Below are 25,246 nucleotides of genomic sequence, written 5' to 3'. Positions count from 1 at the left end.
CGATCTTCGGGTTTCTCCACAAATCTGAATACCAAGCGACAATCAACGGGTATGCGCCCGTTGATTGTTTTCAGCCTGATTTCGGTGTTGCTGCTCACGTTTTACATCCGCGAGGGCGAGGCAGGGCCGATTCATGCCGTGCGTTCGGGCGTAACGACGATTACCTCGCCGGTGCGTTTTGTGGGCTCGGCCGTGGCGGCTCCCTTCAATGCGATCGGCAACGTGTTCTCTAACCTTACGGCGTCGCAGGACACGCTTGACGAGCTTAAGAAGCAAAACGAGGAGCTGACCTCTAAGGTTGCTGAGCTCTCCGAGGCTCAAAAGACCGCCGAGCGTCTGGAGGGGCTGGTCGGGCTGCAGTCGACCTACAACCTCAAATCGACCGCTGCTCGTATCGTTGGTGCCTCGGGCGATGCCTGGACCTCGACCGTAACCATCGACAAAGGCTCTGCCGACGGCCTTACCATCAACATGCCTGTGACGAGTTCGGCCGGTGTTATCGGCCAGATCATCGAAGTCTCGGCCAAGACGTCCACCGTGCGCCTGATTGGCGACGAGAACTCGGGTGTGTCCGCCATGGTACAGGACACGCGCGCCCAGGGCATGCTGCAGGGTCAGGCTGACGGCACGCTGCGTCTTGAGTATGTGAGCGTCGACTCCGACGTTAAAGTCGGCGACATCATCGTGACCTCGGGCATCGGCGGTGTGTTCCCCAAGGGTCTACCGCTCGGCACCGTCTCGTCGGTTGAGAAATCGGCAAACGACGTGTACTACACCATTGTGGTGCGCGCTCAGACCACGGCCGAGAACAACGAGGAAGTGCTGGTCATTACCTCGCTGACCGACGAACAGTCGGCCTCGGATGAGGACGTGAGCACGGCCAACAGCACGCCGCAGGGAACGTCGCGCGATGCTGCAACCAAGACGAAGGACGAGAGCTCGGATGACAGTTCCGACACGTCCGAGACGACCGATTCCGGCTCGAACGAATAGGGGGCATGTCCATGGATCTACACGAGCAGGGGATGAGCTCCCGCACGTTTGTAATCGCCGCCATCGTATGCGTGCTGCTGCAGGCAGGCCTGGCACCGCAGATCTCCATTGCGGGCGGTCGCGTCAACTTCATGATTATCCTGGTGTGCCTAAGCGTGTTCTCGGGCGACCCGACCCGTGCCGTCGTGTGCGGTTTTTGCAGCGGCTTGTTTTATGACCTGTCCGCTGCCGTGCCGGTGGGCGTTATGTCGCTCCTGCTGACCGTGGGTTCTTTTGCCCTGGTGCACAGCGCCGTCGGTCAGACGGGCGGTACCCCGAGTGCGCGCGGCGTCACTGTGGGCGCCTTCGCGCTCGTCATTAATGTTATCTACAGCATCATCTTGCTGTTTATGGGTTTGGAGACGAGCTTTGTCGTGGCGATCTTCGGCCATGCGCTGCCGTCCTCGATCCTGACGGGTCTGGTTGCCATTCCGTTTTTGATGTCCGGCGTCGTGCCGCAGTCCGGCTATGGATTCTCCGCACGTGGCGGACGCCAGACGGGTATGCGCTTTAAGCCCAAGACCCGCAAGCTCAAATAGGGGAGGCCCGTAGATGTCTTCCCAGATGACGGTTATTATCGCCGGTATCGTGCTGGTTGTGGCCATCGTGGTCGCGCTGGTCATCATGCGTCGAGGCGATTCCCGTTTTACCTACGATACACAGCATGGAACGGCTCCGCGCGCCACCGAGGGCGAGGGCAATACCGCGGCGACCGCCTTTAAGGGCCGCTTTTCCATCCTCACCACGGGTGTGGGCGCGATGTTTGCGGCACTTGCCGTCAAGCTGTGGGGCATGCAGATGGTCTCGTCGGACTATTACGAGAAGCAGGCCAATAGTAATCAGACTCGCACCGTTACCACACCCGCTGTGCGCGGCCGCATCCTCGACCGCAATGGCGTGGCGCTTGTCCAGAACCGTCCCTCACTTGCTGTCGTGGCCTACCGCGACCTTGCCGAGGATGAGGTTCTGGTTCGCCATCTTGCCAACGTGCTTGGAATGCCTTATGTGGCGGTCCTTCGCAATATTCAGGACAATACAGAGGGCGCTCAGAGCCTGCATACCATCGCGACGGACGTCCGTCGCTCCACGGTTGCCTATATCAAGGAACACGCCGGCGAGTTCCCGGGCGTCAAGATTGCCGAGCGTACCGAGCGCCAGTATCCATACGGCGAGACGGCATGCCATATCTTGGGCTATACCGGCACCATTACCTCCGAGCAGCTCGAGGCCCAGAATAAGAAAACCTCTGGCGATGATGATGCTTCTGCTGGCAAGATTACGTACCAGTCGGGCGATATCGTGGGTCAGGCGGGCGTTGAGAGCTACTACGAAAACCTGCTGCAGGGTATTCGTGGCGAGCAGACCGTCAAGGTCGATGCCTCGGGCAACGTGACCGGTCAGGCCGGCGCCGTTCCCGCGAAGGCCGGCTCCGACATTAAGCTCACGCTCGACCTTAAGATCCAACAGGCCTGTGAGACGGCACTGGCGAGCGCTATCGAGCTTGCCAAGACCACTGGCTACAGCAATGCCGGCAACGGCGCCGTGGTGTGTCTCGATCCCAACAATGGCGAGATCCTGGGCATGGCGAGCGAGCCCAAGTTCGATCCGTCCGTCTTTATCGGCGGCGTCTCAAATGACGTGTGGACCGAGCTCAATGATGACAAGGGTTCGCACCCGCTGCTCAACCGCGCCATTAGCGGACAGTACATGTCGGCATCGACCATCAAGCCGCTCTCGGCACTGGCCGGTCTTGAGTTTGGAACCTACACGTCGGGGCAGACGACCAACTGCACGGGCTATTGGACGGGTCTGGGCAAGTCGTGGGGCAAGTACTGCTGGCTGCATTCCGGCCACGGCACCATGACACTGCAGTCGGGTATCGCCAACTCGTGCGACCCCGTCTTCTACGACATGGGCAAGGCGTTCTTTTATGATGAGAAACATTCCGAGGGCCTGCAGGAGGTCTTTCGTCGCTGGGGCCTAGGCAAGACCTGCGGTATCGATCTGCCGAGTGAGGGCGCGGGCCGTATTCCCGATGCCGAGTGGAAAGAGTCGTACTTCACCGACGCATCTGCCGAGGACCGCAAGTGGAATGCCGGCGATATGACCAACATTGCTATCGGCCAGGGCGACATCCTGGTGACGCCCCTGCAGATGGCGTGCGCCTATATGGGTCTTGCCAACGGCGGTAAACAGTACGTGCCTCACGTGTTTTTATCTGCCGTGTCGCGCGATGGCGACGGCGATGCCTATAAGTACAATGGCAAGGGCAAGAAGAAGCGCCTGGAGGCCAAGATCAACAGCGATTCGGATTTGGCTCTAGTTCGCAACGGCATGCACGACGTGATTTACACGGCATCGACGTCCCTGGCGGCGCACTTTGGCACCCTGACGCCGCAGGTATACGGCAAGTCGGGCACGGGCGAGAAAAGTGGCGAGGACGAATACGCGTGGTTCTGCGCCTATGCACCGGCCGATGATCCCAAGTATGTCATCGCTACTGTCCTGGAGCAGGGCGGCGGCGGCTCAGATACCGCGATGCATGTCGTGCGCGACGTGCTCGGCGTGATTTATGACGAGCCCGATACCTCTTCGGCCTCGGGCGATTCTTCGGTTCGATAGGAGGTTGCGATGGATTTTTCTCCGGCGGATCTGTTCCGTTCAACCAAGACCGGCTCTCGCAGCAGCCTGGACCGTGTCAACAAGCAACTTTCGGCCTCGCGCGGCACGTTTCGCCAAAAGGTGCATATCGGTGTGCTCGTGGCTACTGTGGCGCTCGTCGCCTACGGTGCCATCATTATCTGGTCGGCTTCGCAGTTTAAGGCCGATGCCTCGTTTTCACGCCATCTGCTGGGAATTGGCATCGGAGCGGTGCTGGCGGTGCTGGTCTGGCGTACCGACCTGCGCGGTATTTCCAATTTCTCGACGGCGTTGCTCGTCATCGACCTGATCGTGATCTTCTCGCCCAAGATTCCGGGTCTGTCCTATACGGGCGGTCTGGGCATGACGGGCTGGATCAAGATTCCCGGTATCGGCTTGACATTTCAGCCGGTTGAGCTTGCCAAGCTCATCACCATCTTCTTTATTGCTACGCTTGGCTCGCAGTATAACGGTCGCATCGATACCGTTCGCGACTACGTCAAGCTCTGCGGCATGCTGTCCATTCCGTTTTTGGCCGTCGTTGCCATGGGCGACCTGGGCTCGGGCCTGGTCGTGCTTGTTTCGGGCGCCATCGTCATTTGTATGAGCGGTGCACGCCGCGAATGGGTGCTGTCGACCCTGGCCCTGCTCGTGGGCCTGGTGGCCCTCGTCCTGGCGCTCGATTCGGTCTTTGATTCGTTGCTCGGCCACGATGTGCTCATCAAGCAGTATCAGATGAACCGTCTGACGGTCTTTATCGACCCCGATAATGCCGATTCGGACGATGCCTACAACCTGCAGCAGTCACTTATCGCCGTTGGCTCGGGCGGCTTCTTTGGTAAGGGTTTGGGCCATGCGACGCAGTCAGCCGGCGGCTTTCTGCCTGAGTTCCACACCGACTTCGTCTTCGCCTTTCTGTCCGAGACCTTTGGCTTTTGTGGTTCCTTTTTGCTCCTGTGCCTCTACGTGCTGCTGATCTTTTCGACGATTCGCGTCGCCTTTAAGTGTGAGTCGCTGTTTTTGCGTCTTTCGTGTGTGGGCATCGTTGGCATGTGGGCGTTCCAGACCTTCGAAAACATCGGCATGTGCATCGGCATGATGCCGATTACCGGTATTCCGCTACCGTTTATTAGCTTCGGTTCGTCTTCGATGATGATTCAGCTGCTGACGGTGGGTATCGTACAATCCATATGGCGGCATCGTTCGGGCGCCGCGTAACCGCTGGAGGGGTTTGCTATGAAAATTCCCGTAGATAAGCTGACCCGCGCTTTTAAGATGGGCGCGTCCGTTAAGAAGGATTCCGATACGCCGGTGCGCGTCTCGGTCTATCTGGATTCGTCCGCCTCGCGCTTTCTGGCCGAGACGGTGCGTGACGCCTTTGTGCCGCAGACGACCTCGGGCATTGTGCGCGTCGAGCGTCTGGGGGAGGAGCGAATTGCTCCAAAGTCCGATACCGATGTGGTGCTGGTGCTCTCGTGTGGTTCCGACCGCTTGGAGAGTGCCGTGCAGGAGCTCGTGATCGCCGGCGCGCCCGTGTGCGTGCTTGCCGAGTCTGCTGTGGAGGTGCCGTTTATCGAGGAGTCCACGCCCATGCTCGGCGTGGTAGCGGCAACCGATAAGACGTATCTGCTCGAGACGCTTGCCCGCTGGATTCTCGACCGCACCGACAAGGAAACGGCTTTTGCGGCGAACTTTGCCTTCATGCGCATCGCGGCGGCCAATCGTATCATCACCTCGTGCGCGCTCACCAATATGGCGACCGGTGCACTGGTGTTTTTGCCAGGCGCCGATTATCCCGTTATGGCGCTGGCGCAGGTGGGCATGCTCTTTGAGCTCGCTGCCGTCTTTGGACGCGGCATTAAGCCTGAGCGCGGCTACGAGGTCGTGGGCGTGCTTGCCGGCGGTCTTGTGATCCGCGCGGTCACCCGCGCGCTCGTCAAACAGACGCCGCATATTGGGTTTGCCGTCAAGGCGCTCACTGCTGCCGCGGGCACCTACGGCATGGGCCGTGCGCTTGTTTCGCTCTACGAGCGCGATGTCGACTACAGCCGTGCCAACGAGGCGGTCACTGCCACGTTCTCCCGCGTTCGCGATCTGGTGACCACGGTCGCGGGCGCTACCCGTCCTATGGCGTCCTACCAAGACGCATCCGATCTCGCTGCTTAGGGGTTTTCCGTTGCGCGTTGCATACCAAGACTGTTTTCATTTAATTGAGCCGCTGCTCGCCAAGGTCGAGAAACCGAGCCGCTATATCGATCACGAGTGGGGCACGCTTTCCAAGGCCGATGCCGATTACCGTTGTTGTCTGATCTATCCGGACGTATACGAGGTCGGTCTGCCCAACCAGGGTATCGCCATCCTCTACAACATTCTTAACCAGGCCGAGGGCATCTCCTGCGAGCGCGGCTATGTGCCGTGGCCCGACATGGGCGACGCCATGCGCGAGGCAGGCATTCCGCTGCTCTCGCTCGAGGGTGCTGCGCCCGTCGCTTCGTTTGATATCGTCGGCCTGCATGTGCCGCACGAGATGGCGGTGACGAACTTCCTCGAGGCACTCGACCTCGCTGGCATTCCGCTGTTAGCGGCCGACCGAGGCGAAGACGACCCCATCATCATCGCTGGCGGTCCCTCGGTGTACAACCCCGAGCCGTACGCGGCCTTCTTCGATGCCATCCTCATCGGCGAGGGCGAGGAGTCGCTGCTCGAGACCTGCCAGCTGCATCGCCGCCTGCGCGATGAAGGAGTCCCGCGCGTACAGATTGTTGAGCAGCTTGCATCCATTGCCGGCAACTACGTGCCGTCGCTCTATGAGGTCCGTCATGACGAGCCCTGCTCGCCGCATGGCTACACCGTGCCACGTGAGGGCAAGGATGCGCCGACCGTGGTCTACAAGCGCGTCGTCGAGGATTTCGGCGCCACGAATCCGCTGTCACAGTCATGCGTGCCCTACGCGCAGCTGGTTCACGATCGCCTGTCTATCGAGATCCTGCGCGGCTGCGCCCGCGGCTGTCGTTTTTGTCAGGCCGGCATGACGTATCGCCCGGTGCGCGAGCGCTCGGCCGACCAGATCGTCTCGTCGGTGATTCAGGGTCTGGAAAAGACCGGCTATGACGAGGTGTCTCTGACCTCGCTCTCCACGACCGACCACTCCTGCATTCGCGACGTGCTCGGCAGGCTCAACCGTCGCCTGGAGGATACGGGTATTCGCGTGTCTATTCCGTCGCAGCGCCTGGATTCGTTTGGCGTGGATATGGCCGAGTCGGTCGCCGGCGAAAAGAAGGGCGGCCTGACGTTCGCGCCCGAGGCCGGCAGCCAGCGCATGCGCGACATCATTAACAAGAACGTGACCGAGGAGGACCTGGACCGTGCGGCCAAGGCGGCCTTCGAGGCCGGCTGGAACCGAATGAAGCTCTACTTTATGATGGGCCTTCCCGGCGAGCGCGACGAGGACATCGTGGCCATCGCCAATCTGGCCGATCACGTGCTGGAGCTCGGTCGTTCCGTGGTACCCAAGGCTCGTCGCGGCTCGATCTCGGTGTCCATTTCGGTTTCGGTCTTTATCCCCAAGGCTGCCACGCCGTTCCAGTGGTGCCCGCAGCTCGACTACGACGACGTCAAGCGTCGCCAGAAGCTGCTTGTCACGAGCGTTCGCAACCGTGCCGTCCGCGTGCATTACCACGATGCCGAGACCTCGCTCATCGAGGCCGCGCTGTCCCGCGCCGGTCGTGACATGACGCCCGTCATCATCGATGCTTGGCGCTCGGGCTCTCGCTTTGACGCCTGGGTAGAGCATTTCTCGCTCGATAACTGGAAGGAGGCTGCTGCCAAAAACGGCATCGACCTCAATGAGCTCGTGCACCTGCCCTACGAGTTGGACTGGCGCCTGCCGTGGGAGCACGTGAGCCCCGGCTGCACGCGCGGCTTCCTCGAGCGCGAGTACCGTCGCTCGCTCGAGGGCGTCACGACTCCCGACTGCACCCGCACGTCGTGCACCGGCTGCGGGATCTGCCCCACGCTCCACGCCAAGAATGTATTGATGGGTGATCGCGCATGAGTGAGCGCCTGACCGACAACCCCTCGCTCTTTAGACTTCGTGTTCGCTATGGCAAGCGCGATCGCCTTAAGTACCTGGGCCATCTCGAAGTAATCCATACCATTGAGCGCATCGTGCGCCGTGCGGGACTTCCCTATGCCGTCACTCAGGGCTTCTCTCCGCACATGCGCGTGGGCTTCTCTTCGGCGCTACCGGTGGGTACGTCGTCGACCTGCGAGTGGTATGACCTGTTTATGACCGAGTTCGTGGCGCTCGACGAGGCGTTTGGGCGCCTGGCTGCGGCGTCTCCGGCCGATCTGGCGCCCATTGAGGCGGCGTACATCGACGTGCGCACGCCGGCGTTGACGGCGCAGCTCACGCGCCTGTCGTATCGCATCGACCTGCACTTAGATCCCGAGGCGCCCGTAAGCGCCGAGGAGGTGCGTCGTGCGATCGACACGCTGCGCGCGGACCATGGCATCGACTACGCGCGCGGAAAAAAGAGCAAGCGATTGGATTTGGATCACACGCTCGTGGGCTATGAGCTCACGGCGGGGGAGCGCCCGGACCATTTGGTGCTCATGCTCGACACCCATGCCGACAACGAGGGCTCCATGCGTCCGGAAATTTTGCTTTCCGCTGCTGATGTTTTGTTGCAGGGCTTGACCCCGGGCGTGGATGCACCTATTGTTTCCACCGGTATGCAAGACCTCGTGACCATCTGCTCCTACGATGTCGAGCGTCAGAATCAAGCATGCGAGGACGACGAGGGCCGACTCGTCAGCCCCATACCTGTGCGAACTTGTGGATTTGCTCCACATACTCGTTGACGGGGGTATTTTCGCCTGCTACTATATTCGGCTGTTGCACTAACTGATGCATGAAGGGCAAGTAAACATGTACGCAATCGTTAACACGGGCGGCAAGCAGTACAAGGTCGCCACCGACGATGTCATCACCGTCGAGAAGATCGAGGGCAATGAGGGCGACAAGGTCACCCTGCCGGTTATCTTCCTCAACGATGGTAAGAAGATCGTCACTGATCCCGACAAGCTGGCCAAGGCCAAGGTTACCGCTCAGATCGTTGAGCAGTTCAAGGGCGAGAAGCAGCTGGTCTTCAAGTTCCACAAGCGTAAGCGTTATCGTCGTCTGAAGGGTCACCGTCAGCAGCTCACCAAGCTGAAGATCGTGAAGGTCCAGGCTACGTCCCGCGCCAAGAAGGCTGTCAAGGCAGAGGCCGAGGCTGTTGCCGAGGCTCCCGTCGCCGAGTAGATTACACTCGTAACGAAAGAGTAGGTATACACAATGGCACACAAAAAAGGACTCGGTTCCTCCCGTAATGGCCGTGACTCCCGCGGTCAGCGCCTTGGCACGAAGCGCTATGCCGGCCAGACGGTAACCACGGGCACGATTCTCGTCCGTCAGCACGGCACGCACATCCACCCGGGTGAGAACGTTGGCCGTGGCAAGGACGACACGCTGTTCGCGCTGGTCGACGGTACCGTTGAGTTCCACAAGGGTATCAAGCACAGGGTCAGCGTACGCCCGCTCGCGAACGCGTAATTCACCCTTCATAGAGCACATATGTGGGAGGCACTTGAGTTTTAGGATTCAAGGGTCTCCCTCTTTTTTGTAGGAGGCGATTCTGTTGTCACAGTTCACCGATATCAGCCGCATTAACGTTTGCGGCGGCGACGGCGGAGCCGGATGCATGTCGTTTAGGCGCGAGGCATTTGTCCCCAAGGGCGGCCCCGATGGCGGCGACGGCGGTCGTGGCGGCAATGTCGTCATCCAGGCCGATGCTCAGCTGTCTTCGCTGATCGATTACCGCTTTAAGCATCACTTCCGCGCCGAGCGTGGCACGCACGGGCAGGGTGCCCGTCGTAACGGTAAGAGCGGCGAGGACCTGATTCTCAAGGTCCCTATGGGTACCGTGGTGCGCGAGCTCGACCCCGAGACACAGACCCCGATGTTTGAGATTGCCGACCTTGTGCACGACGGCGAGCGCGTCGTCGTGGCGCCCGGCGGTGCCGGCGGTCTGGGCAACACGCACTTTGTGACGTCGGTGCGCCGCGCTCCGGCCTTTGCCCAGCTAGGCGAGCCGGCCGAGGAGCACTGGATCGAGCTCGAGATGAAACTTATGGCCGATGCCGCGCTCGTGGGCTTTCCCTCGGTGGGTAAGTCATCGCTCATTGCGCGCATGAGTGCCGCCCGCCCCAAGATTGCCGACTACCCGTTTACCACGCTCGTGCCGAACCTCGGCATGGTGCGTGCCGGCGAATATTCTTACGTCGTTGCCGACGTCCCCGGTCTTATCGAGGGCGCGAGCGAGGGCAAGGGCCTGGGTCATCAGTTCCTGCGCCACATTGAGCGTACGGCCCTGATCATGCACGTCGTCGACATGACGGGTGGTTTTGAGGATCGCGATCCGGTCGAGGATTATCGAATCATCAACCGCGAGCTCGAGCAGTATGGTGCCGAGCTTTCGGAGCGTCCGCAGATCGTCGTCGCCAACAAGTGCGATGCGCCGGGTACGGCCGACAAGATTGCCGACCTTAAGCGCGCAGCGCTCGACGATGGACATATGTTCTTTGCCGTGTCTGCCGTGACGGGCGCCGGTCTCAATACGTTGATGCTTGCCGTAGGTGAGCAGGTGGCCAAGCTCCGCGCCGAGCTGGCGGTCTCCGATGAACCGGTCGACCTGCGCGACGATGAGTGGGAGCGCCGCCGCCTGCAGCGTGAGAAGCGTTTCCGCATTGTCCAGGAAGAGCCCGGTGCCTTCCGCGTGGTCGGTCGTGCCATCGAGCGCATGGTCATCCAGACCGACTGGGAAAACGAGGAAGCCGTCATTTACCTGCAGCATAAGTTTGCGCGTATGGGTGTTGACGACGCGCTCGAGAAGGCCGGTTGCCGTGCGGGCGACGAGGTCCGCATTTGCCAGCGCGCCTTTGACTTTGAGGGCGCTGAGGACTTCTCGGAGTACGAGGAGCTCGAGGATGCTGGCGAGGACGTTGCCGTTGAAGTCATTGACGTGGCCGATGCTGCGGATGAAGGCGTCGAGGTTGTCGATGCGGCGGATGCCGCGGGCGATGCCGAGACCTCGGAGGGCGAGTAAGCCATGTCGCTGCGCGGTGGAATCGGTCTGCCCGAGCTTCCTCTAGAGGACGGGCAGGAGTTTAGGCTCGGCATTATGGGTGGCACCTTTGATCCCATCCATTACGGGCATCTGGTGACTGCCGAGCAGGCGCGCGAGTCGCTCGACTTGGACGCTGTGCTCTTTATGCCGGCAGGGTCTCCCGCCTTTAAGCTTGACAAGCCGGTGACGCCTGCCGAGGACCGTTATGCCATGACGGTCCTCGCCACCGCCGCGAACCCGGCCTTTTTGGCGAGCCGGTTCGAGATCGACCGCCCGGGCGTAACCTATACGGCCGATACGCTTCATGCCCTTCGCGACTTTTACCCGCCGCAGGTAAAGCTCTACTTTATTACGGGCGCCGACGCGATTATCGATATCGTGACCTGGCATGATGCCGAACGAATCGCTGAGCTTGCTACCTTTATTGCGGCGACGCGACCGGGCTTTGATATCGATACGGCGCGTGCCCGAATTAAAGAGTCGGGGCTGCCGTTCGACGTGCGCTATATTCAGATTCCGGCGCTGGCGATCAGCTCGACGAACATTCGTAAGCGAGTTGCCCGCGGCATGAGTGTGCGCTACCTTACGAGCGAGTCCGTGCTCGGCTACATTCGCAAACGCAGGCTATATGCCGAATTGGGCCAAGAAGATTTTGAGTGATGGGGGTCTACGTTGTCGGTAGAGGATCAGTTTGAGGGCGATGAGCGCGCGCTGCTCAAGCGCATTCAAGAGCTGCTCGATGTTCGCATGAAGGATAAGCGCAAGCGCTATGTGCATTCGCTGGGTGTTGCCGAGACCGCACTTCATCTGGCCGAGGTCTACGGCGTTGACCGCTTTGATGCCGCTGCTGCCGGTCTGATCCACGACTGGGACAAAGTGCTCTCCGACGACGAGCTGGTTACGCGCGCTCTGCATTACGGCATTAAGATTGCCGGCTCTCCTTCCGCCGCGACGCCGCTTTTGCATGGTCCTGTTGCCGCCTATGAGCTTCCGCAGCTTTTCCCCGAGTTGTCGCCGGCCGTTTTCCAGGCTGTCGACCGTCACACCGTGGGTGCCTGCGACATGACGCCGCTCGATATGGTGGTCTTTGTGGCCGATGCCATCGAGCCCAACCGCCACGGCGACTATGCGCATGCCCTGCGCGAGATGGTGGGGGAGTCGACGCTCGATGAGTTGTTCTTCTCCTGTTTTGCGCAGGGTCTGGTCTATGTGATCCAGTCCGGGCGCTATCTTTATCCCACGGCTATTACGATTTACAACCATTACGCCCAGCTGCGCTAGCTCGGGCTGTCTAGAAAGAGGTATTCCATGGCCGACGAGACCATGACCGACGAGCAGATTCTTGAAGGTGTGGAGCACAAGAGCTTCGTCGCCACGTCCGACCGCACTGCCGCCTCGCTGTCCGCGAGCGGTGTCGCCGCCGAGGATGTCGCCCGCGCCGCCGCGCAGGCCGCCTACGACAAGAAGGGCGAGGACGTGCAGGTGCTCGACCTGACCGAGCTTTCCGATGTGTGCGACTACTTTGTGCTCGCCACCGGTACCAACAACCGCCAGGTCGATTCGATCGTCGACGAGATCGAGGAGAAGGTCGCCGAGGCTTGCGGCGAGCATCCGTTCTCCATCGAGGGCCGCGAGCAGAAGACCTGGATGCTCATGGACTACGGTTCGGTTGTCGTCCACGTCTTCACTCCCGAAGCCCGCGACTTCTACCGCCTCGAGAAACTCTGGGGAGACGCCCCCCAGCTCCCCCTCAACCTCCTCTAGTAGCTCATTTGAGACGGGGTTTAGCTACCCTCACGCATATCGCCGGGCAGGTGCGGTTTTCCGCACCTGCCCGGCTTTCTTTTTGCCCAAAGGCGGTTAATCGTTGAAGCGGGATTGGCGGCCGAAGGAAAGGGCGGTGTCGCCGAATTTGTCTCGGACGGCGTCGATAGCGACCGAGAGGTCGCGACGGTCGCTCGATTGGGCTCCGCGGTCGTCGACTTCGCAGAACAGGTCAGTCTGGATGCCGCCCTGATGGTCAAAGTCGCTCATGCCGATGCCTGCTAAGCGAACGTGCATTCCTTCCTGCCAGATGTTGTCGAGCAGTTCGAGTGCAACCGCCACGAAGATGTTCTCATCGTCGGTCGGATGAGGCAGCCGGCGCTGTGCCGAGCGACCGTTTCCATACGAATACTTGAGCTTGAGCGTCACCGTGGCGCCCGTTAGTCCCTGACGGCGCAGGCGGCGTCCCACTGACTCGCCCAGCAGCGCAATCGCCGCCTCAATATCCCCACGCTCAGTCAAATCTTTAGCAAAGGTGCGTTCATTGCTGACCGATTTGACCTCGCGCTCTTCATCGAGACTCGTGACTTCGGAGATTTCGAGTCCTTGCGCACGCTGGCGCATGCGTTCGCCGTTGACGCCAAAAATAGAGGCCAAGGTGGATTCCGGTGCACGTGATAGCTCGCCGAGGGTGTAGATGCGCATGCGGCGCAGTCGCTCCTCGGCCGAGCGCCCGATGCCGCTCATGGCAGATACCGGCAGCGCGGCCAAAAAGCGCTGCTCGGTTCCGGGGCGCACGATGGTCAGCCCAAACGGCTTATCCCGCTCGCTTGCGATTTTTGCGACCGTCTTGTTGCAGCCCACGCCAATGGAGCACGTCACTCCCAGCTCTGCCACGCGATCGCTTATACGCCGCGCAACCAGCAGCGGGTCTTCGGGCGCAAAGCGACCCGGTGTGATATCGATGAAGGCTTCGTCGATGGATACGCGCTCAACGCGCGGGGTCTCGTCGGCGAGAATTGCCATGACCTGCGCGCTCACCTCGCGGTATCGGTCAAAGTGCCCATGCGTCCAAATGGCTTGCGGGCACAAGCGTCGCGCTTCGGCCGAGGCCATGGCAGAGTGCACACCAAAGCGACGCGCCTCATACGAACACGTGGACACGACGCCACGCGAATCGGCGTCTCCGCCCACGATGAGCGGCTTGCCGCGCCACTCGGGATGATCGAGCATCTCCACGCTCGCAAAAAACGCATCAAGGTCCATCAGACCCACCGCCGGGCCCGTCCAGGGAGGCGGTGTGACGCCCATGGCATCCTCATAACCGTATGTATGTTCGCGTCTTTCCATGTCATGAGTATACCGCGCAGCTCATGTGGGGTGCGTGTATGTGCTTGCAAATCCCGAATTCTTGTCTAAGATATGGATTTGCCCTCGACTACACCGAAGAAGTTGGTCTCACGGACTTCACCTGCCCGCGTCGATGGCGTATTATGTTCAACTGTTTGTTTGTAGTTGCAGCCTAAAGCTGCTTGGTTGGAGGAGTTTCCTTTGGCAGTCAAGATTCGCCTTGCTCGTCACGGCGCTAAGAAGCGTCCGTACTACCGTGTCGTCGTCGCCGATTCCCGCGCCCCGCGTGACGGTCGTATCATCGAGGAGGTCGGCCGCTACAACCCGATGACCGCCCCCAAGACCATCAACCTCGATCTCGAGAAGATCGCTGACTGGCAGTCCAAGGGCGCTCAGCTCACCGACGCTGTCGCTGCTCTGGTCAAGGCCGCCAACGAGGGCGAGAAGACCGAGACCGTCGTCAAGAAGTCCAAGAAGCAGCTCGCCAAAGAGGCCGAGGCCGCTAAGGCTGCCGCTGAGGCCGCTGAGGGCGCCGAGGAGTAAATCGTGCCTGAGGTTGACGCTGCACAGCTCGAGGGTGAGGCAATGCTCTCAGATCGCATCGCCGATCTCGTCGAATATCTCGTTGTTCAGATCGTCGACGACCCGGATTCCGTGAGCCTTGAGGTCATCGATGGTGACGACGCCTCCACGATTGAGGTTTCGGTCGCCGAGGATGACGTCGCTAAGGTCATCGGCCGTCGTGGCCGTACCATCAAGGCCATTCGCACGCTCGCCCGTGCACTGGCCGCTCGCCTCGACACTGCTGTCGAGGTAGAGGTTCTGGGCTAGGACCTTGAGGTCCCAGTACAAAAACATCGCCCGTGTGGTCAAGCCGCACGGAAGGAAGGGGGAGGTCCTCGCGCAGCCGCTGCGGGGGCTTCCTTCTGTATTAGAGCCGGGCATGCGCGTCGCCCTGACGCCGCCGGCGCTCAAGCGCGACCGCTTTTGCACGGTCGTGTCCGTCACCGATACGGGCGATGGCGATCTGGTCTCGTTTGAGGGCATTGACGACTTGACGGCCGCCGAGGGCATCACGGGATGCTATGTGCTGGCAAATCGCGACGACTTTGAGCTCGATTCGCTCGACGCTGCCTATACCGACCTGATGGGTCGCGAGGTGGTCGACGAGCGCTTCGGTTCGCTCGGCACGATCGTCGAGATCATGTCGACGCCCGCTAACGATGTTTGGGTTGTCGAGGGTGATCGGTACGGCGAGGTACTGATTCCCGTGATCGAGCAGGTCGTGCTCGATCTTCCCGATGCAGGAACAATTTCCGTCCACGTGATGGACGGCCTTATCGATATGGACAAGTAGGGAGGAAAACATGCTGATTGAGACCCTTTCGGTCTTTCCCGAGATGTTTGAGCCTGTCATGTCCACGTCGATTTTGGGCCGCGCCCGCAAGGCCGGCCTTTTTGATTTTAAGGCGTATAACCTGCGCGACTGGACGCACGACCGCCATCGTACCGTCGATGACGAGCCGTACGGCGGCGGGCAGGGCATGCTCATGAAGGTCGAGCCTATCGCAGAGGCCATCGAGGCCATTAGCGCAGAGGGTCCTAAGCCCACTGTGGTGTTCTTTACCCCCTGTGGCGAGCCTTTTACGCAGCATGTGGCCGAGCGCCTGCTCAAAAGTGAGCGCCTGCTGTTTGTGTGCAGCCGTTACGAGGGCGTCGACGAGCGCGCGTATGCGTATGCCGATGAACGTCTGTCGATCGGCGACTATGTGCTCACGGGCGGCGAGCTGCCCGCGATGGTCGTTGCCGATGCCGTCGTACGCCTCATTCCCGGCGCCCTGGGCGACGAGATGAGCAACGTGGACGAGTCGTTCTCGACCGCCGAGGACGGAGGCCTGCTCGAGTACGCGCAGTACACCCGCCCCGCCGAGTTCAACGGCGAGGGCGTTCCTCCGGTGCTCGTGAGCGGCGATCACGCCAAGGTCGATGCCTGGCGCCGCAAGAATGCCATCGAGCGCACCTGTCGCTGGCGTCCCGACCTGATCGAGACTGCGCGGCTCACGCCCGAGGAGCGCGCTTACGCGCAGGAGATCCTTGACGCTTCGTATTCGCAGAGCGAGGAGTGAGTATGGTTCCTACGCAACATTCCGCGTTGAGGGGCGCTTTTGAGTGGATCGCGGTCATCGCGATCGCGCTTGTGGCCACCTTCCTGATCCGCACCTTTGTGGTCGAGCCCTTTGTGGTGCCCACCGGCTCTATGGAGGACACAATCGAGATTGGCGACCAGATCCTGGCGCAAAAGGTGAGCCTCGAGCTCGGTCAGCCCGTCAAGCAGGGCGATATCGTGGTGTTTCACAACCCCGATGGCACCTCCGAGCATGATGTTCTTGTCAAGCGCGTTATTGCCACGGCCGGCCAGACGGTCGACCTGCAGGATGGCAAGGTGGTCGTTGACGGCCAAGCGCTCGACGAGGACTATACGACGGGCATGAGCTGGCCACTTTCGGTCCAAGCGCCCGGCGCTCAGGTAAGCTATCCCTACACCGTTCCCGACGGGTGCGTGTGGGTGATGGGCGACAACCGCGAAAACTCTGCCGACTCACGCTACTTTGGTCCCGTCGATCGCTCTGATTTGATCGCTGTGGCGCTTGTGCGCTACTGGCCGCTCAACCGCATCGGCGCTATCGACTAAAAACCGCTATAGTACAGTACCTAACCGTGTAATCGTTTCGACGAGGGGATATTAGAGGCATGAACGCTTCATCGCTTTCCTTCCAAGACATCATCCTGCGCCTCCAGCAGTACTGGGGCGAGCAGGGCTGCGTCATTATGCAGCCCTATGACTCCGAGGTCGGTGCCGGTACCTTCCATACCGCGACCACGCTGCGCTCGCTCGGTCCCGCCGAGTGGCGCACCTGCTATGCGCAGCCCTGCCGCCGTCCCGCCGACGGCCGCTACGGCGAGAACCCCAACCGCATGCAGCACTACTATCAGTTCCAGGTGCTCATCAAGCCCTCGCCGGTCAACGCTCAGGAGCTCTACCTGGGTTCGCTGGCCGCCATTGGCCTGGACCCCAACGACCATGACGTCCGCTTTGTCGAGGACGACTGGGAGAGCCCGACGCTCGGCGCCTGGGGCCTTGGCTGGGAGGTCTGGCTCAACGGCATGGAGGTCACGCAGTTTACGTACTTCCAGCAGGTGGGCGGCATCGAGGTCGACCCCGTGCCTGTCGAGATCACCTACGGCCTGGAGCGTATCGCCATGTATGCCCAGGGCGTCAACTCCGTCTACGACCTGGTGTGGAGCTACCTGCCCGACGGCACGCCCATGACCTACGGCGACGTGTTCTTGGAGAATGAGCGCGAGTTCAGTGCTTATAACTTTGAGGTCGCCAATGTCGAGATGATGCGTCAGAAGTTTGACGACTACGAGGCCGAGTGCCATTCCTGCCTGGAGCGCAAGCTTCCGCTGCCGGCGTACGACTGCGTCATGAAGTGCAGCCACGCCTTCAACCTGCTCGATGCCCGTGGCGCCCTGTCCGCGGTCGAGCGCGCCAACTACATCCTGCGCGTCCGCGCCGTCGCCAAGGCGTGCTGCGAGGCCTATATGGCCGAGGTCGCCGGAGTCAACGAGAATGCCGACCAGGAAGGCGAGGTGGCGTAAGCCATGGCAGACGCTAAGGATTTCCTGTTTGAGATCGGTACGGAGGAAATGCCCTCCGCACCGCTGAACAATGCCGTCAAGCAGCTTGGCACCATGATCGCCAAGGGCCTCGACGAGGCCGGTCTGGCCCACGGCGAGGTCCGCGTGATCTCGAGCCCACGTCGTCTGGCTGCGCTCGTGGCCGACGTCGCCACCGCGACCGATGAGGTTCACGAGGTCAAGCGTGGCCCCGCGGCCAACATTGCCTTCGACGCTGACGGTAACGCCACCAAGGCCGCCCAGGGCTTTGCCCGCAAGTGCGGTGTGGCTGCCGAGGACCTGGTCCGTCGCGAGGACACTGACGGTCGCGAGTATGTGTTCGCCGAGAAGAATATTCCCTCCGCACCGGCAACCCCGATTCTGACCGCTCTGTGCGAGAAGACTATTGCCGGCCTGCAGTGGCCCAACTACCGCAGCCAGCGCTGGGGCCACGAGCACGCGACCTTTGTTCGTCCGGTCCGTTGGATCTGCTGCCTTTTGGGCGAGGATGTTGTGCCTGTGTCGTTTGCCGACGTGACGAGCGGCAACACCACGCGTGGTCATCGCGTACTTGGCCCTGGTGACCATGTGGTTGCCAGCCCCGCCGTCTACGAGCAGGTGCTCGAGGACGCCGGCGTGCTTTCTGCCGAGCGTCGTCGTGAGGCCATCCTCGCCGGTATCGCCGAGGTCGAGGCTGCCCGCCCCGGCTGCCATGTCGATACGCCCAAGAAGGTCTTCGAGGAGGTTATCAACCTCTGCGAGTGGCCGACGGTGCTCGTCGGTACCTTCGATGAGGAGTTCCTCAAGGTCCCGCACGAGATCATCTGCGAGTCCATGCTCACCAACCAGCGCTACTTCCCGATCTATGACGGCGAGGGCAAGCTCACGCGTGAGTTCGTGGTCGTCTCCAACAGCAAGCCCGAGAACGCCGAGCGCGTGATCGACGGCAACGAGCGCGTCGTGCGCGCCCGTCTGGACGACGCAAAGTTCTTCTACGAGGAGGACCTGAAGATCTCCCTCGACGAATTCCGTGAGCGTCTGGCCAAGGTTGCCTTCCAGGAGAAGCTCGGTAGCGTGCTCGCCAAGTCCGAGCGCATCGAGCAGCTCGCGCTCGCTATCGCCCGCGAGGCTCATCTGGGCGCCCATCTTGCCGCCGACGCTGCTCGCGCCGCGCACCTGTGCAAGGCAGACCTGGTGTCCAACGCCGTCGTCGAGTTCACGAGCCAGCAGGGCGTGATGGGCGGTTATTACGCGACCGCGATGGGGGAGAACGACGAGGTTGCCCACGCCATTCGCGATCATTATCGTCCCCGCTTTGCCGGTGACGAGCTGCCCGAGGGCACCGCTGGCTGCATCGTGGCCTGCGCCGACAAGCTCGATACCATCGCCGGTATCTTTGCCATCGGCGAGCCCCCGACCGGCTCCTCCGACCCCTACGCGCTGCGTCGTGCCGCTATCGGCATCATCAACATCCTGCGCGACCGTCTGCCGATCGACCCCACGTCGCTCATCGACTTCGCCCTCGAGCTTTACAGTGAGCGGGGCATTGAGTTCGACGCCGCCGAGGTCGCCCAGCAGGTTCGCGACTTCTTCCATGGCCGCCTTGTGAGCATGGCCCGCGACGAAAAGATCCCGGCCGATACCGTTGCCGCCGTCTCCGCGGTGCACATCATCGCCCCGTCCGTCTTCTTCGCCCGCTGCGCCGCGCTCGACGAGGCCCGCAAGAACGATGCCGAGACCTTCGACAACCTGGCTACCGCCTATGCCCGCGCCGCGCACATCTCCAAGCCCGAGCTGGGTGCGGAGTACGACCGCAGCCTGATGGGCGAGGCCGAGCTCGCGCTCGCCGACGCCTCCGAGGCCGCTCAGACCGCTGTTGATGCCGCCCTTGCTGCCGAGGATTACCCGGCCGCATTTGCCGCCCTTGCAGCTCTGCGTGCCCCCATCGACCGCTTCTTCGACGAGGTTATGGTCATGGACAAGGACGAGCAGCTCCGCGATAATCGCCTTAAGCTGCTCAACCGCTTCGAGGCCGTTTTCTCCGGCATCGCCAACATCGGTGAGTTTGCCCGCAAAAAGTAAGCCAGCCTGCGCGTAAGCGCAAAAGGAGCCCCGCATGGATTGCCCGGTCGCCGTTCGTCCCACCGTTATCGTTATCTCCGACTCTCTCGGCGATACCGCTTGTGAGGTGGTGCTTGCGGCGTCCGGGCAATTTGATGAAGGGGCTTTTCGCGTTTTGCGCCTGCCCAAGGTGGCCTCCGTGGAGCAGGTCAAGTCATTTGTGGGGCCGCGCGTCGATGCCGACCATCGCGATATCGCCGTGTTCCACACCATTGTCGATCCGGCGCTTCGCGCCCGCGTGCTCGATTACCTGGGCATGCTGCATATCCGTTCGGTCGACCTGATCGGCCCGACGCTCGCCGTGCTGTCGTCGCTCGTCGGCGTGCCGCCCAAGGGCGTTGCGGGCGTGATTCACAAGACCGATGACCGCTATTTCCATCGTATCGAGGCCATGGAGTATTTCGTTGAGCACGATGACGGGCGCGGTTGCGACGATCTGTCGGGTGCCGATATCGTGCTACTGGGCGTATCGCGCACGTCCAAGACGCCGCTGTCGATGTATTTGGCCTATCAAGGTTACAAGGTTGCCAATGTTCCGTTGGCCCATGGCATGGAGCCGCCGAAGTCGATTTACGAGGTCGACCCGATGCGCCTGTTCGGCCTGATTTCGACCGTCGATGTGATTTCCGAAATTCGCGATAGCCGCTTGGGCGATGACTACGCCCGTGCCGTTGCCGGCTCCTATGCCGAGCCCGAGAGCGTGCGCAGCGAGCTCGAGGAAGCTCGTGCCCTCATGAAGCGCCTAGGCTGCTTTGTGGTGCGTACCGACGGCAAGGCCATCGAGGAAAGCGCTGCCGAGATCATTAGCCACTTGGAGGAAATCCAAGAAGCTCGCGCCCGCCGCGCCGCCCGCCGAGCCCAACAGCAGTAGTCCTTTCTCCGATGAGTTTTCTGGGACGGGGATTAAAAAATCATTAGGTACTCAATGATTTTTTAATCCCCGTCCCAGAAAACTCATCGGAGCGGCTAAAAAGCCTGATATTGGTAAAGCGATTTAGCAGTTTCTACCGCCTCTGACCTGCAATTACACTCTAGTGGTATCTTCATAAGGTAACCAACTTTACCTACCGTTTACCGCCAGTTTTAGCACGTTTACCAAACCGCGTATCCTCTGCTCAAGCCCGTTCAAATCCGGCCGTATAGTTCCCTCACGGCCCGCATCCGGCGGGTCGATTCGTTACCACGGTCGTGCGCGTAAGCGCATGGAAGGGGAAGTATCGTGAGCGATTGCAAGAGGGTTTACCGTTTTGGAACCGACGCCCAGGGCACCTGTGTCACTGAGGGCGACAAGTCCATGAACTTCGTGCTTGGCGGCAAGGGCGCAAACCTTGCCGAGATGAGCCGCATCGGCCTGCCGGTTCCCGGTGGCTTTACCATTACCTGCCAGACTTGCGTCGAGTACTCCGGTGCCGGCAACGTCTGGCCCGAAGGCGCACTCGATGAGATCGTTGCCGCCGAGGCCGACCTCGAGGCCCGCTGTGGCAAGAAGCTCGGTGACGACAATGATCCGCTGCTCGTGTCGGTTCGCTCGGGCGCTCCATTTTCCATGCCCGGTATGATGGACACGGTCCTCAACTTGGGCCTCAACGACGACTCCGTTCAGGGGCTCATCGCCCAGACGCAAAATCCGCGTTTTGCCTGGGATAGCTACCGCCGCTTTATCCAGATGTTCTCCAACGTCGTTATGGGTGTTGATGCCGACCTGTTCGAGAACGCCCTGACCCAGGCCCGCCTGGTCGCCGGTGTTCGCGTCGATTCCGAGCTTTCGGCCGAGGACCTTCAGGAGCTTGTCGAGACCTTCAAGGGCATCTTCTCTGATAACGTCGAGGCCGCCCTGTATCCCGAGCTCGAGGTCACCGGCGGCAAGCCCGTCTTCCCGCATGATCCGGAGCTCCAGTTGCGCCTTGCCATCCAGGCCGTCTTTGGCAGCTGGATGAACGAGCGCGCCTGCATCTACCGCAAACAGCACGGCATCTCCGACGAGCTCGGTACTGCCGTCAACGTTCAGGCTATGGCTTTTGGCAACAAGGGTGAGACCTCCGCGACCGGCGTCGCCTTTACGCGCAACCCGGCCGACGGCACTAAGGAGTTCTACGGCGACTTTCTGGTCAACGCCCAGGGCGAGGATGTCGTCGCCGGCATCCGCAATACCGAGCCCATCGCCGACCTCAAGACCACCCCGGGCCTCGAGTCCGCAGGCGAGGAGCTCGAGCGCGTGTTCCTGACGCTCGAGGATCACTATCGCGACATGTGCGACATCGAGTTCACCATCGAGCAGGGTAAGCTCTGGATGCTCCAGACTCGCGTGGGCAAGCGCACTGCCACCGCCGCCCTGCGCATCGCCATCGAAATGGTCGAGGAGGGCCTGATCACTCGCGAGGAGGCCGTGAGCCGCATCGATCCCGCGCAGCTCGACCAGCTTCTGCACCCGCAGTTTGACGCCTCCAAGAAGTACGAGGCGCTGGCCAGCGGTCTTAACGCCAGCCCCGGTGCCGCCGTGGGCGAGGTCGTGTTCTCGAGCGATGACGCCGTCGCGCGCGCCAACGAGGGTCACAAGGTCATTCTGGTTCGTTGGGAGACCAACCCCGATGACCTGAAGGGCATGGTCGCCGCCGAGGGCATCCTGACCAGTCACGGTGGCAAGACGAGCCATGCCGCCGTTATCGCCCGCGGCATGGGTACGCCCTGCGTCTGCGGCGTTGAACGCTTCCACATCGACGCCGCCGAGAAGGTCGTGCACATCGAGGGCAGTGACCGCGTGCTGCATGAGGGCGACATCATCTCCATCGACGGTACTCAGGGCATCGTCGTCGACGGCGCCGTTGATCTGGTTTCGGCTGAGCTCACCGGCGACCTGGACACCATCCTGTCCTGGGCCGACGAGATTCGTCTGGACGAGACCGATGGCCACGCCAACCACGTGCGCGTCAACGCCGACAACCCTGAGGACGCTGAGCTCGCCCTCGAGTTTGGTGCCGAGGCCATCGGCCTGTGCCGCACCGAGCACATGTTCCTGGGCGACCGTAAGAACATCATCCAGAGCTTTATCCTGTCTGACGATGAGACCGTGCAGCAGCAGGCCCTGGCCGACCTGCTCAAGGTTCAGACCGAGGACTTCCTGGCGATGTTCAAGACTATGTCCGGTCGCGACGTGGTCGTTCGCCTGCTCGATCCGCCGCTTCATGAGTTCCTGGATAATCCTCGCGAGCTCGAGGTCGCCATCACCAAGAAGGAAGCCGCTGGCGCCAGCGAGGAAGAGCTTGCCGTCCTGCGCACCCGCCTGCGTCGTATCGACGGCATGGTCGAGTCGAACCCCATGCTCGGCCTACGCGGCGTGCGCCTGTCCGTCGTCTTTAGCGATCTGCCGCTCATGCAGGTCCGTGCCGTGGCAACGGCTGCTGCCCGCCTTATCAAGGAAGGCGTCGACCCGCGTCCCGAGATTATGGTCCCGCTCGTCTCCATCACGGCGGAGCATGTCCAGACCCGCGAGGTCATCGAGCGCGTGATCGCCGAGGTTTCCGCCGAGGAAGGCGTCGAGCTCAATATTCCCGTGGGCACGATGCTCGAGCTGCCGCGTGCCTGCATGGTCGCCGACGAGATCGCCCATCATGCCGACTTCTTCTGCTTTGGCACCAACGACCTCACGCAGACGACCTTCGGCTTCTCCCGCGACGATGCCGAGGCCAAGTTCATCCCGCTGTACATGCACAAGAAGATCTTGAAGGATAACCCCTTCGAGACCATCGACTCTGCGGTACTCGAGCTGGTGCGCATGGCCGTCGAGAAGGGTCGCGCCACCAACCCCGGCATGCACTTTGGCGTGTGTGGCGAGCACGGCGGCGACCCCAAGTCCATCAAGGGCCTGTTTAACGTGGCCGATGTGGACTATGTGTCCTGCTCGCCCTACCGCGTGCCCCTCGCACGCCTGGCTGCCGCCCAGGCCAAGCTCGAGGCGAAGCGCTCCGCCTAACGTTTTGGGTATAGACGCCTAGCGTAGCCCCCTTCATGCCGCCCGCCTCATTCGTGAGGCGGGCGATTATCATGTGCGGGTTTTGTCTTTTTGTCTGCGTAAAAAATTGTTCTTGCAGCAGAAACCCGCGCGTGTATACTCGAATACGTTTGTTCAACTACGTGCCGGCCAAGGTGGTACGGCACCTCTAGAAGAGTAAGGAATTGCACATGGATTACATCCGCGCAATCGAGCGTCAGCAGATCCGCGAGGACATTCCTCAGGTTCGCGTCGCCGACAACGTCAAGGTTCACTACCGCATTAAGGAAGGCGACCGCGAGCGCATCCAGGTCTTCCAGGGCGACGTCATCCGCATGGCCGGCGCCGGTGCCCGCGAGACCTTCACCGTCCGCAAGATGTCCTTCGGTGTCGGTGTTGAGCGTACCTTCCCGCTTCACAGCCCCAAGATCGCCAAGCTCGAGGTCGTTCGTCATGGTCGCGTCCGTCGCGCCAAGCTGTACTACCTCCGCGACAAGGTGGGCAAGGCTGCTCGCATCCCCGAGAAGCGCTAAGAAGATCGCAGCGTCTGTCCACTCGTTTGGACACAAGGGTCACCTTCGGGTGGCCCTTCTTTTTATCTGATTTGCATGCAAGGAGGGCCTGGTATGGCCAACATGACGAGCTCGGTTTCGGCATCGCAGGTTGCCGGTGAGTTGGCGAGCGCTACGTTTGAGGAGACTCCCGCCCTCGTGGAGCATTATCGCGAGGACCCGCGCCAGCAGGTGATCAAGGCTTGTGAACGCGCCCTCAAACGCCATGCCAAAGAGGTTGCCGAGCGCGAGCGCGTTAATGGCATGTACGAGCTTATGCATGAGCTTGGCGGCGATGGGGTGATCGTTGGTGTCGACGAGGTGGGTCGCGGATCGGTGGCCGGTCCCCTGACGGTGTGCGCCGTGTGCCTTCCCATGAAGCCGCGCGTCTGGGGCATCAACGATTCCAAAAAGCTCACGCCGGCGCGCCGCGAGCTGCTCTCGGTGAAGATTGCCGAGGTGGCGACGGCGATCGGTTTTTGCCATATCGCGCCTAAGGATATCGATGAGATGGGCATGGCGCGTGCCATTCGTGCCGCCGTCGCGGGCGCCGTGGCCGATACGGGACTTGAACCCGACTGTGTCCTCATGGATGGTAACCCCTTGGGCGCCGTTCCCAACGAGCGCGACGTGGTGAAGGGCGATGCCAAAATCGCCTGTATCGCCGCGGCGTCCATCATGGCCAAGGTGACGCGTGACGAGATGATGGTCGAGTACGACGCCGAGTATCCCGAGTACCATCTGGCCGAGTCGAAGGGCTATGCGAGCCCCGAGCATATCGAGGCCATTCGCAAACATGGACTTTGTCCTCTGCACCGCGTGAGCTTTTGCGGAAACTTTCTGCAGACTGAGCGGCTTTTCTAGGTCAATTGTGGAGACAGGGACCCCTGGCGTTTTGTAAACCAGCTGGTAGCGGGCCGTATGCAACACCATTGTTGCGTACGGCCCGT

25 protein-coding genes are annotated in these 25,246 nt (G+C 61.2%); 24 read left to right on the top strand and 1 reads right to left on the bottom strand.

Features of this window, described 5'->3' with window-relative positions; all coding sequences use genetic code 11:
- Nucleotides 1-51 precede the first annotated feature (51 nt).
- The 13 genes from mreC to rsfS all read left to right on the top strand — a co-directional run bounded on the left by mreC (nt 52) and on the right by rsfS (nt 12,605).
- Nucleotides 52-993: a rod shape-determining protein MreC gene (gene mreC, locus KTF55_RS06990; RefSeq protein ID WP_117820550.1), complete on the top strand. Its 942-nt coding sequence runs from the start codon at nt 52-54 to the stop codon at nt 991-993.
- A gap of 11 nt (nt 994-1,004) precedes the next feature.
- The gene (locus KTF55_RS06985; RefSeq protein ID WP_022094761.1) at nt 1,005-1,571 is read left to right on the top strand and encodes a rod shape-determining protein MreD; all 567 of its coding nucleotides are present in this window, start codon (nt 1,005-1,007) and stop codon (nt 1,569-1,571) included.
- 13 nt (nt 1,572-1,584) lie between these two features.
- The gene (gene mrdA, locus KTF55_RS06980) at nt 1,585-3,654 is read left to right on the top strand and encodes a penicillin-binding protein 2 (RefSeq protein ID WP_217108164.1); all 2,070 of its coding nucleotides are present in this window, start codon (nt 1,585-1,587) and stop codon (nt 3,652-3,654) included.
- Nucleotides 3,655-3,663: 9 nt separating this feature from the next.
- Nucleotides 3,664-4,890: an FtsW/RodA/SpoVE family cell cycle protein gene (locus KTF55_RS06975; RefSeq protein ID WP_022094759.1), complete on the top strand. Its 1,227-nt coding sequence runs from the start codon at nt 3,664-3,666 to the stop codon at nt 4,888-4,890.
- 18 nt (nt 4,891-4,908) lie between these two features.
- The gene (locus tag KTF55_RS06970) at nt 4,909-5,838 is read left to right on the top strand and encodes a YcjF family protein (RefSeq protein ID WP_217108163.1); all 930 of its coding nucleotides are present in this window, start codon (nt 4,909-4,911) and stop codon (nt 5,836-5,838) included.
- Between the two features lie 10 nt (nt 5,839-5,848).
- On the top strand, nt 5,849-7,726 hold the full coding sequence (locus tag KTF55_RS06965; RefSeq protein ID WP_217108162.1) for a TIGR03960 family B12-binding radical SAM protein: 1,878 nt from the start codon (nt 5,849-5,851) through the stop codon (nt 7,724-7,726).
- Nucleotides 7,723-8,535, top strand: coding sequence for a TIGR03936 family radical SAM-associated protein (locus tag KTF55_RS06960; protein WP_217108161.1), 813 nt, complete (start codon nt 7,723-7,725; stop codon nt 8,533-8,535). Before KTF55_RS06965 ends, KTF55_RS06960 begins: the two co-directional genes overlap by 4 nt.
- A gap of 67 nt (nt 8,536-8,602) precedes the next feature.
- Nucleotides 8,603-8,977: a 50S ribosomal protein L21 gene (rplU, locus tag KTF55_RS06955; RefSeq protein WP_035138585.1), complete on the top strand. Its 375-nt coding sequence runs from the start codon at nt 8,603-8,605 to the stop codon at nt 8,975-8,977.
- 33 nt (nt 8,978-9,010) lie between these two features.
- Entirely contained in the window at nt 9,011-9,268 is a 258-nt protein-coding gene (rpmA, locus tag KTF55_RS06950; RefSeq protein WP_006236075.1) for a 50S ribosomal protein L27, read from the top strand.
- A gap of 85 nt (nt 9,269-9,353) precedes the next feature.
- Entirely contained in the window at nt 9,354-10,820 is a 1,467-nt protein-coding gene (gene obgE / locus KTF55_RS06945; protein WP_217108160.1) for a GTPase ObgE, read from the top strand.
- A gap of 3 nt (nt 10,821-10,823) precedes the next feature.
- Complete coding sequence (gene nadD, locus KTF55_RS06940) at nt 10,824-11,501, top strand: nicotinate-nucleotide adenylyltransferase (RefSeq protein ID WP_217108159.1); 678 nt, start codon at nt 10,824-10,826, stop codon at nt 11,499-11,501.
- Between the two features lie 87 nt (nt 11,502-11,588).
- Complete coding sequence (gene yqeK, locus KTF55_RS06935; protein WP_217108182.1) at nt 11,589-12,122, top strand: bis(5'-nucleosyl)-tetraphosphatase (symmetrical) YqeK; 534 nt, start codon at nt 11,589-11,591, stop codon at nt 12,120-12,122.
- Nucleotides 12,123-12,149: 27 nt separating this feature from the next.
- Nucleotides 12,150-12,605, top strand: a complete 456-nt coding sequence (rsfS, locus tag KTF55_RS06930) for a ribosome silencing factor (RefSeq protein ID WP_035138582.1) — start codon at nt 12,150-12,152, stop codon at nt 12,603-12,605.
- Between the two features lie 96 nt (nt 12,606-12,701).
- Here the strand turns inward: rsfS and dinB are convergent, their stop codons facing one another.
- A complete protein-coding gene (gene dinB / locus KTF55_RS06925) occupies nt 12,702-13,955 on the bottom strand; it encodes a DNA polymerase IV (protein WP_217108158.1) in 1,254 nt (417 codons plus the stop codon).
- 201 nt (nt 13,956-14,156) lie between these two features.
- On the opposite strand from dinB, the gene rpsP reads away from it, so the two are divergent.
- The 11 genes from rpsP to KTF55_RS06870 all read left to right on the top strand — a co-directional run bounded on the left by rpsP (nt 14,157) and on the right by KTF55_RS06870 (nt 25,160).
- On the top strand, nt 14,157-14,498 hold the full coding sequence (gene rpsP, locus KTF55_RS06920) for a 30S ribosomal protein S16 (RefSeq protein WP_022094749.1): 342 nt from the start codon (nt 14,157-14,159) through the stop codon (nt 14,496-14,498).
- A 42-nt stretch (nt 14,499-14,540) separates the two neighbouring features.
- On the top strand, nt 14,541-14,786 hold the full coding sequence (locus KTF55_RS06915; protein WP_171021534.1) for a KH domain-containing protein: 246 nt from the start codon (nt 14,541-14,543) through the stop codon (nt 14,784-14,786).
- A gap of 4 nt (nt 14,787-14,790) precedes the next feature.
- Nucleotides 14,791-15,312: a ribosome maturation factor RimM gene (gene rimM / locus KTF55_RS06910; protein ID WP_118405508.1), complete on the top strand. Its 522-nt coding sequence runs from the start codon at nt 14,791-14,793 to the stop codon at nt 15,310-15,312.
- Between the two features lie 10 nt (nt 15,313-15,322).
- Nucleotides 15,323-16,081, top strand: a complete 759-nt coding sequence (trmD, locus tag KTF55_RS06905; protein WP_055285126.1) for a tRNA (guanosine(37)-N1)-methyltransferase TrmD — start codon at nt 15,323-15,325, stop codon at nt 16,079-16,081.
- A 2-nt stretch (nt 16,082-16,083) separates the two neighbouring features.
- Nucleotides 16,084-16,647, top strand: coding sequence for a signal peptidase I (gene lepB / locus KTF55_RS06900; protein WP_055285127.1), 564 nt, complete (start codon nt 16,084-16,086; stop codon nt 16,645-16,647).
- Between the two features lie 59 nt (nt 16,648-16,706).
- On the top strand, nt 16,707-17,618 hold the full coding sequence (locus KTF55_RS06895; RefSeq protein ID WP_006236091.1) for a glycine--tRNA ligase subunit alpha: 912 nt from the start codon (nt 16,707-16,709) through the stop codon (nt 17,616-17,618).
- Nucleotides 17,619-17,621: 3 nt separating this feature from the next.
- Nucleotides 17,622-19,718 (top strand): glycine--tRNA ligase subunit beta, encoded by a 2,097-nt coding sequence (gene glyS / locus KTF55_RS06890; RefSeq protein ID WP_217108157.1) that lies wholly within the window; start codon nt 17,622-17,624, stop codon nt 19,716-19,718.
- 34 nt (nt 19,719-19,752) lie between these two features.
- Entirely contained in the window at nt 19,753-20,628 is an 876-nt protein-coding gene (locus KTF55_RS06885; protein ID WP_217108156.1) for a pyruvate, water dikinase regulatory protein, read from the top strand.
- A 348-nt stretch (nt 20,629-20,976) separates the two neighbouring features.
- Nucleotides 20,977-23,727 (top strand): pyruvate, phosphate dikinase, encoded by a 2,751-nt coding sequence (ppdK, locus tag KTF55_RS06880; RefSeq protein ID WP_217108155.1) that lies wholly within the window; start codon nt 20,977-20,979, stop codon nt 23,725-23,727.
- A 209-nt stretch (nt 23,728-23,936) separates the two neighbouring features.
- On the top strand, nt 23,937-24,278 hold the full coding sequence (rplS, locus tag KTF55_RS06875; protein ID WP_006236098.1) for a 50S ribosomal protein L19: 342 nt from the start codon (nt 23,937-23,939) through the stop codon (nt 24,276-24,278).
- 93 nt (nt 24,279-24,371) lie between these two features.
- A complete protein-coding gene (locus tag KTF55_RS06870) occupies nt 24,372-25,160 on the top strand; it encodes a ribonuclease HII (RefSeq protein ID WP_217108154.1) in 789 nt (262 codons plus the stop codon).
- Nucleotides 25,161-25,246 lie beyond the last annotated feature (86 nt).

It is taken from the genome of Collinsella sp. MSK.8.10, assembly GCF_019041915.1.
Classification (GTDB): domain Bacteria; phylum Actinomycetota; class Coriobacteriia; order Coriobacteriales; family Coriobacteriaceae; genus Collinsella.
Note: the sequence above shows the minus strand (reverse complement) of the source record. Positions and strands in the feature narration are given on the sequence as shown.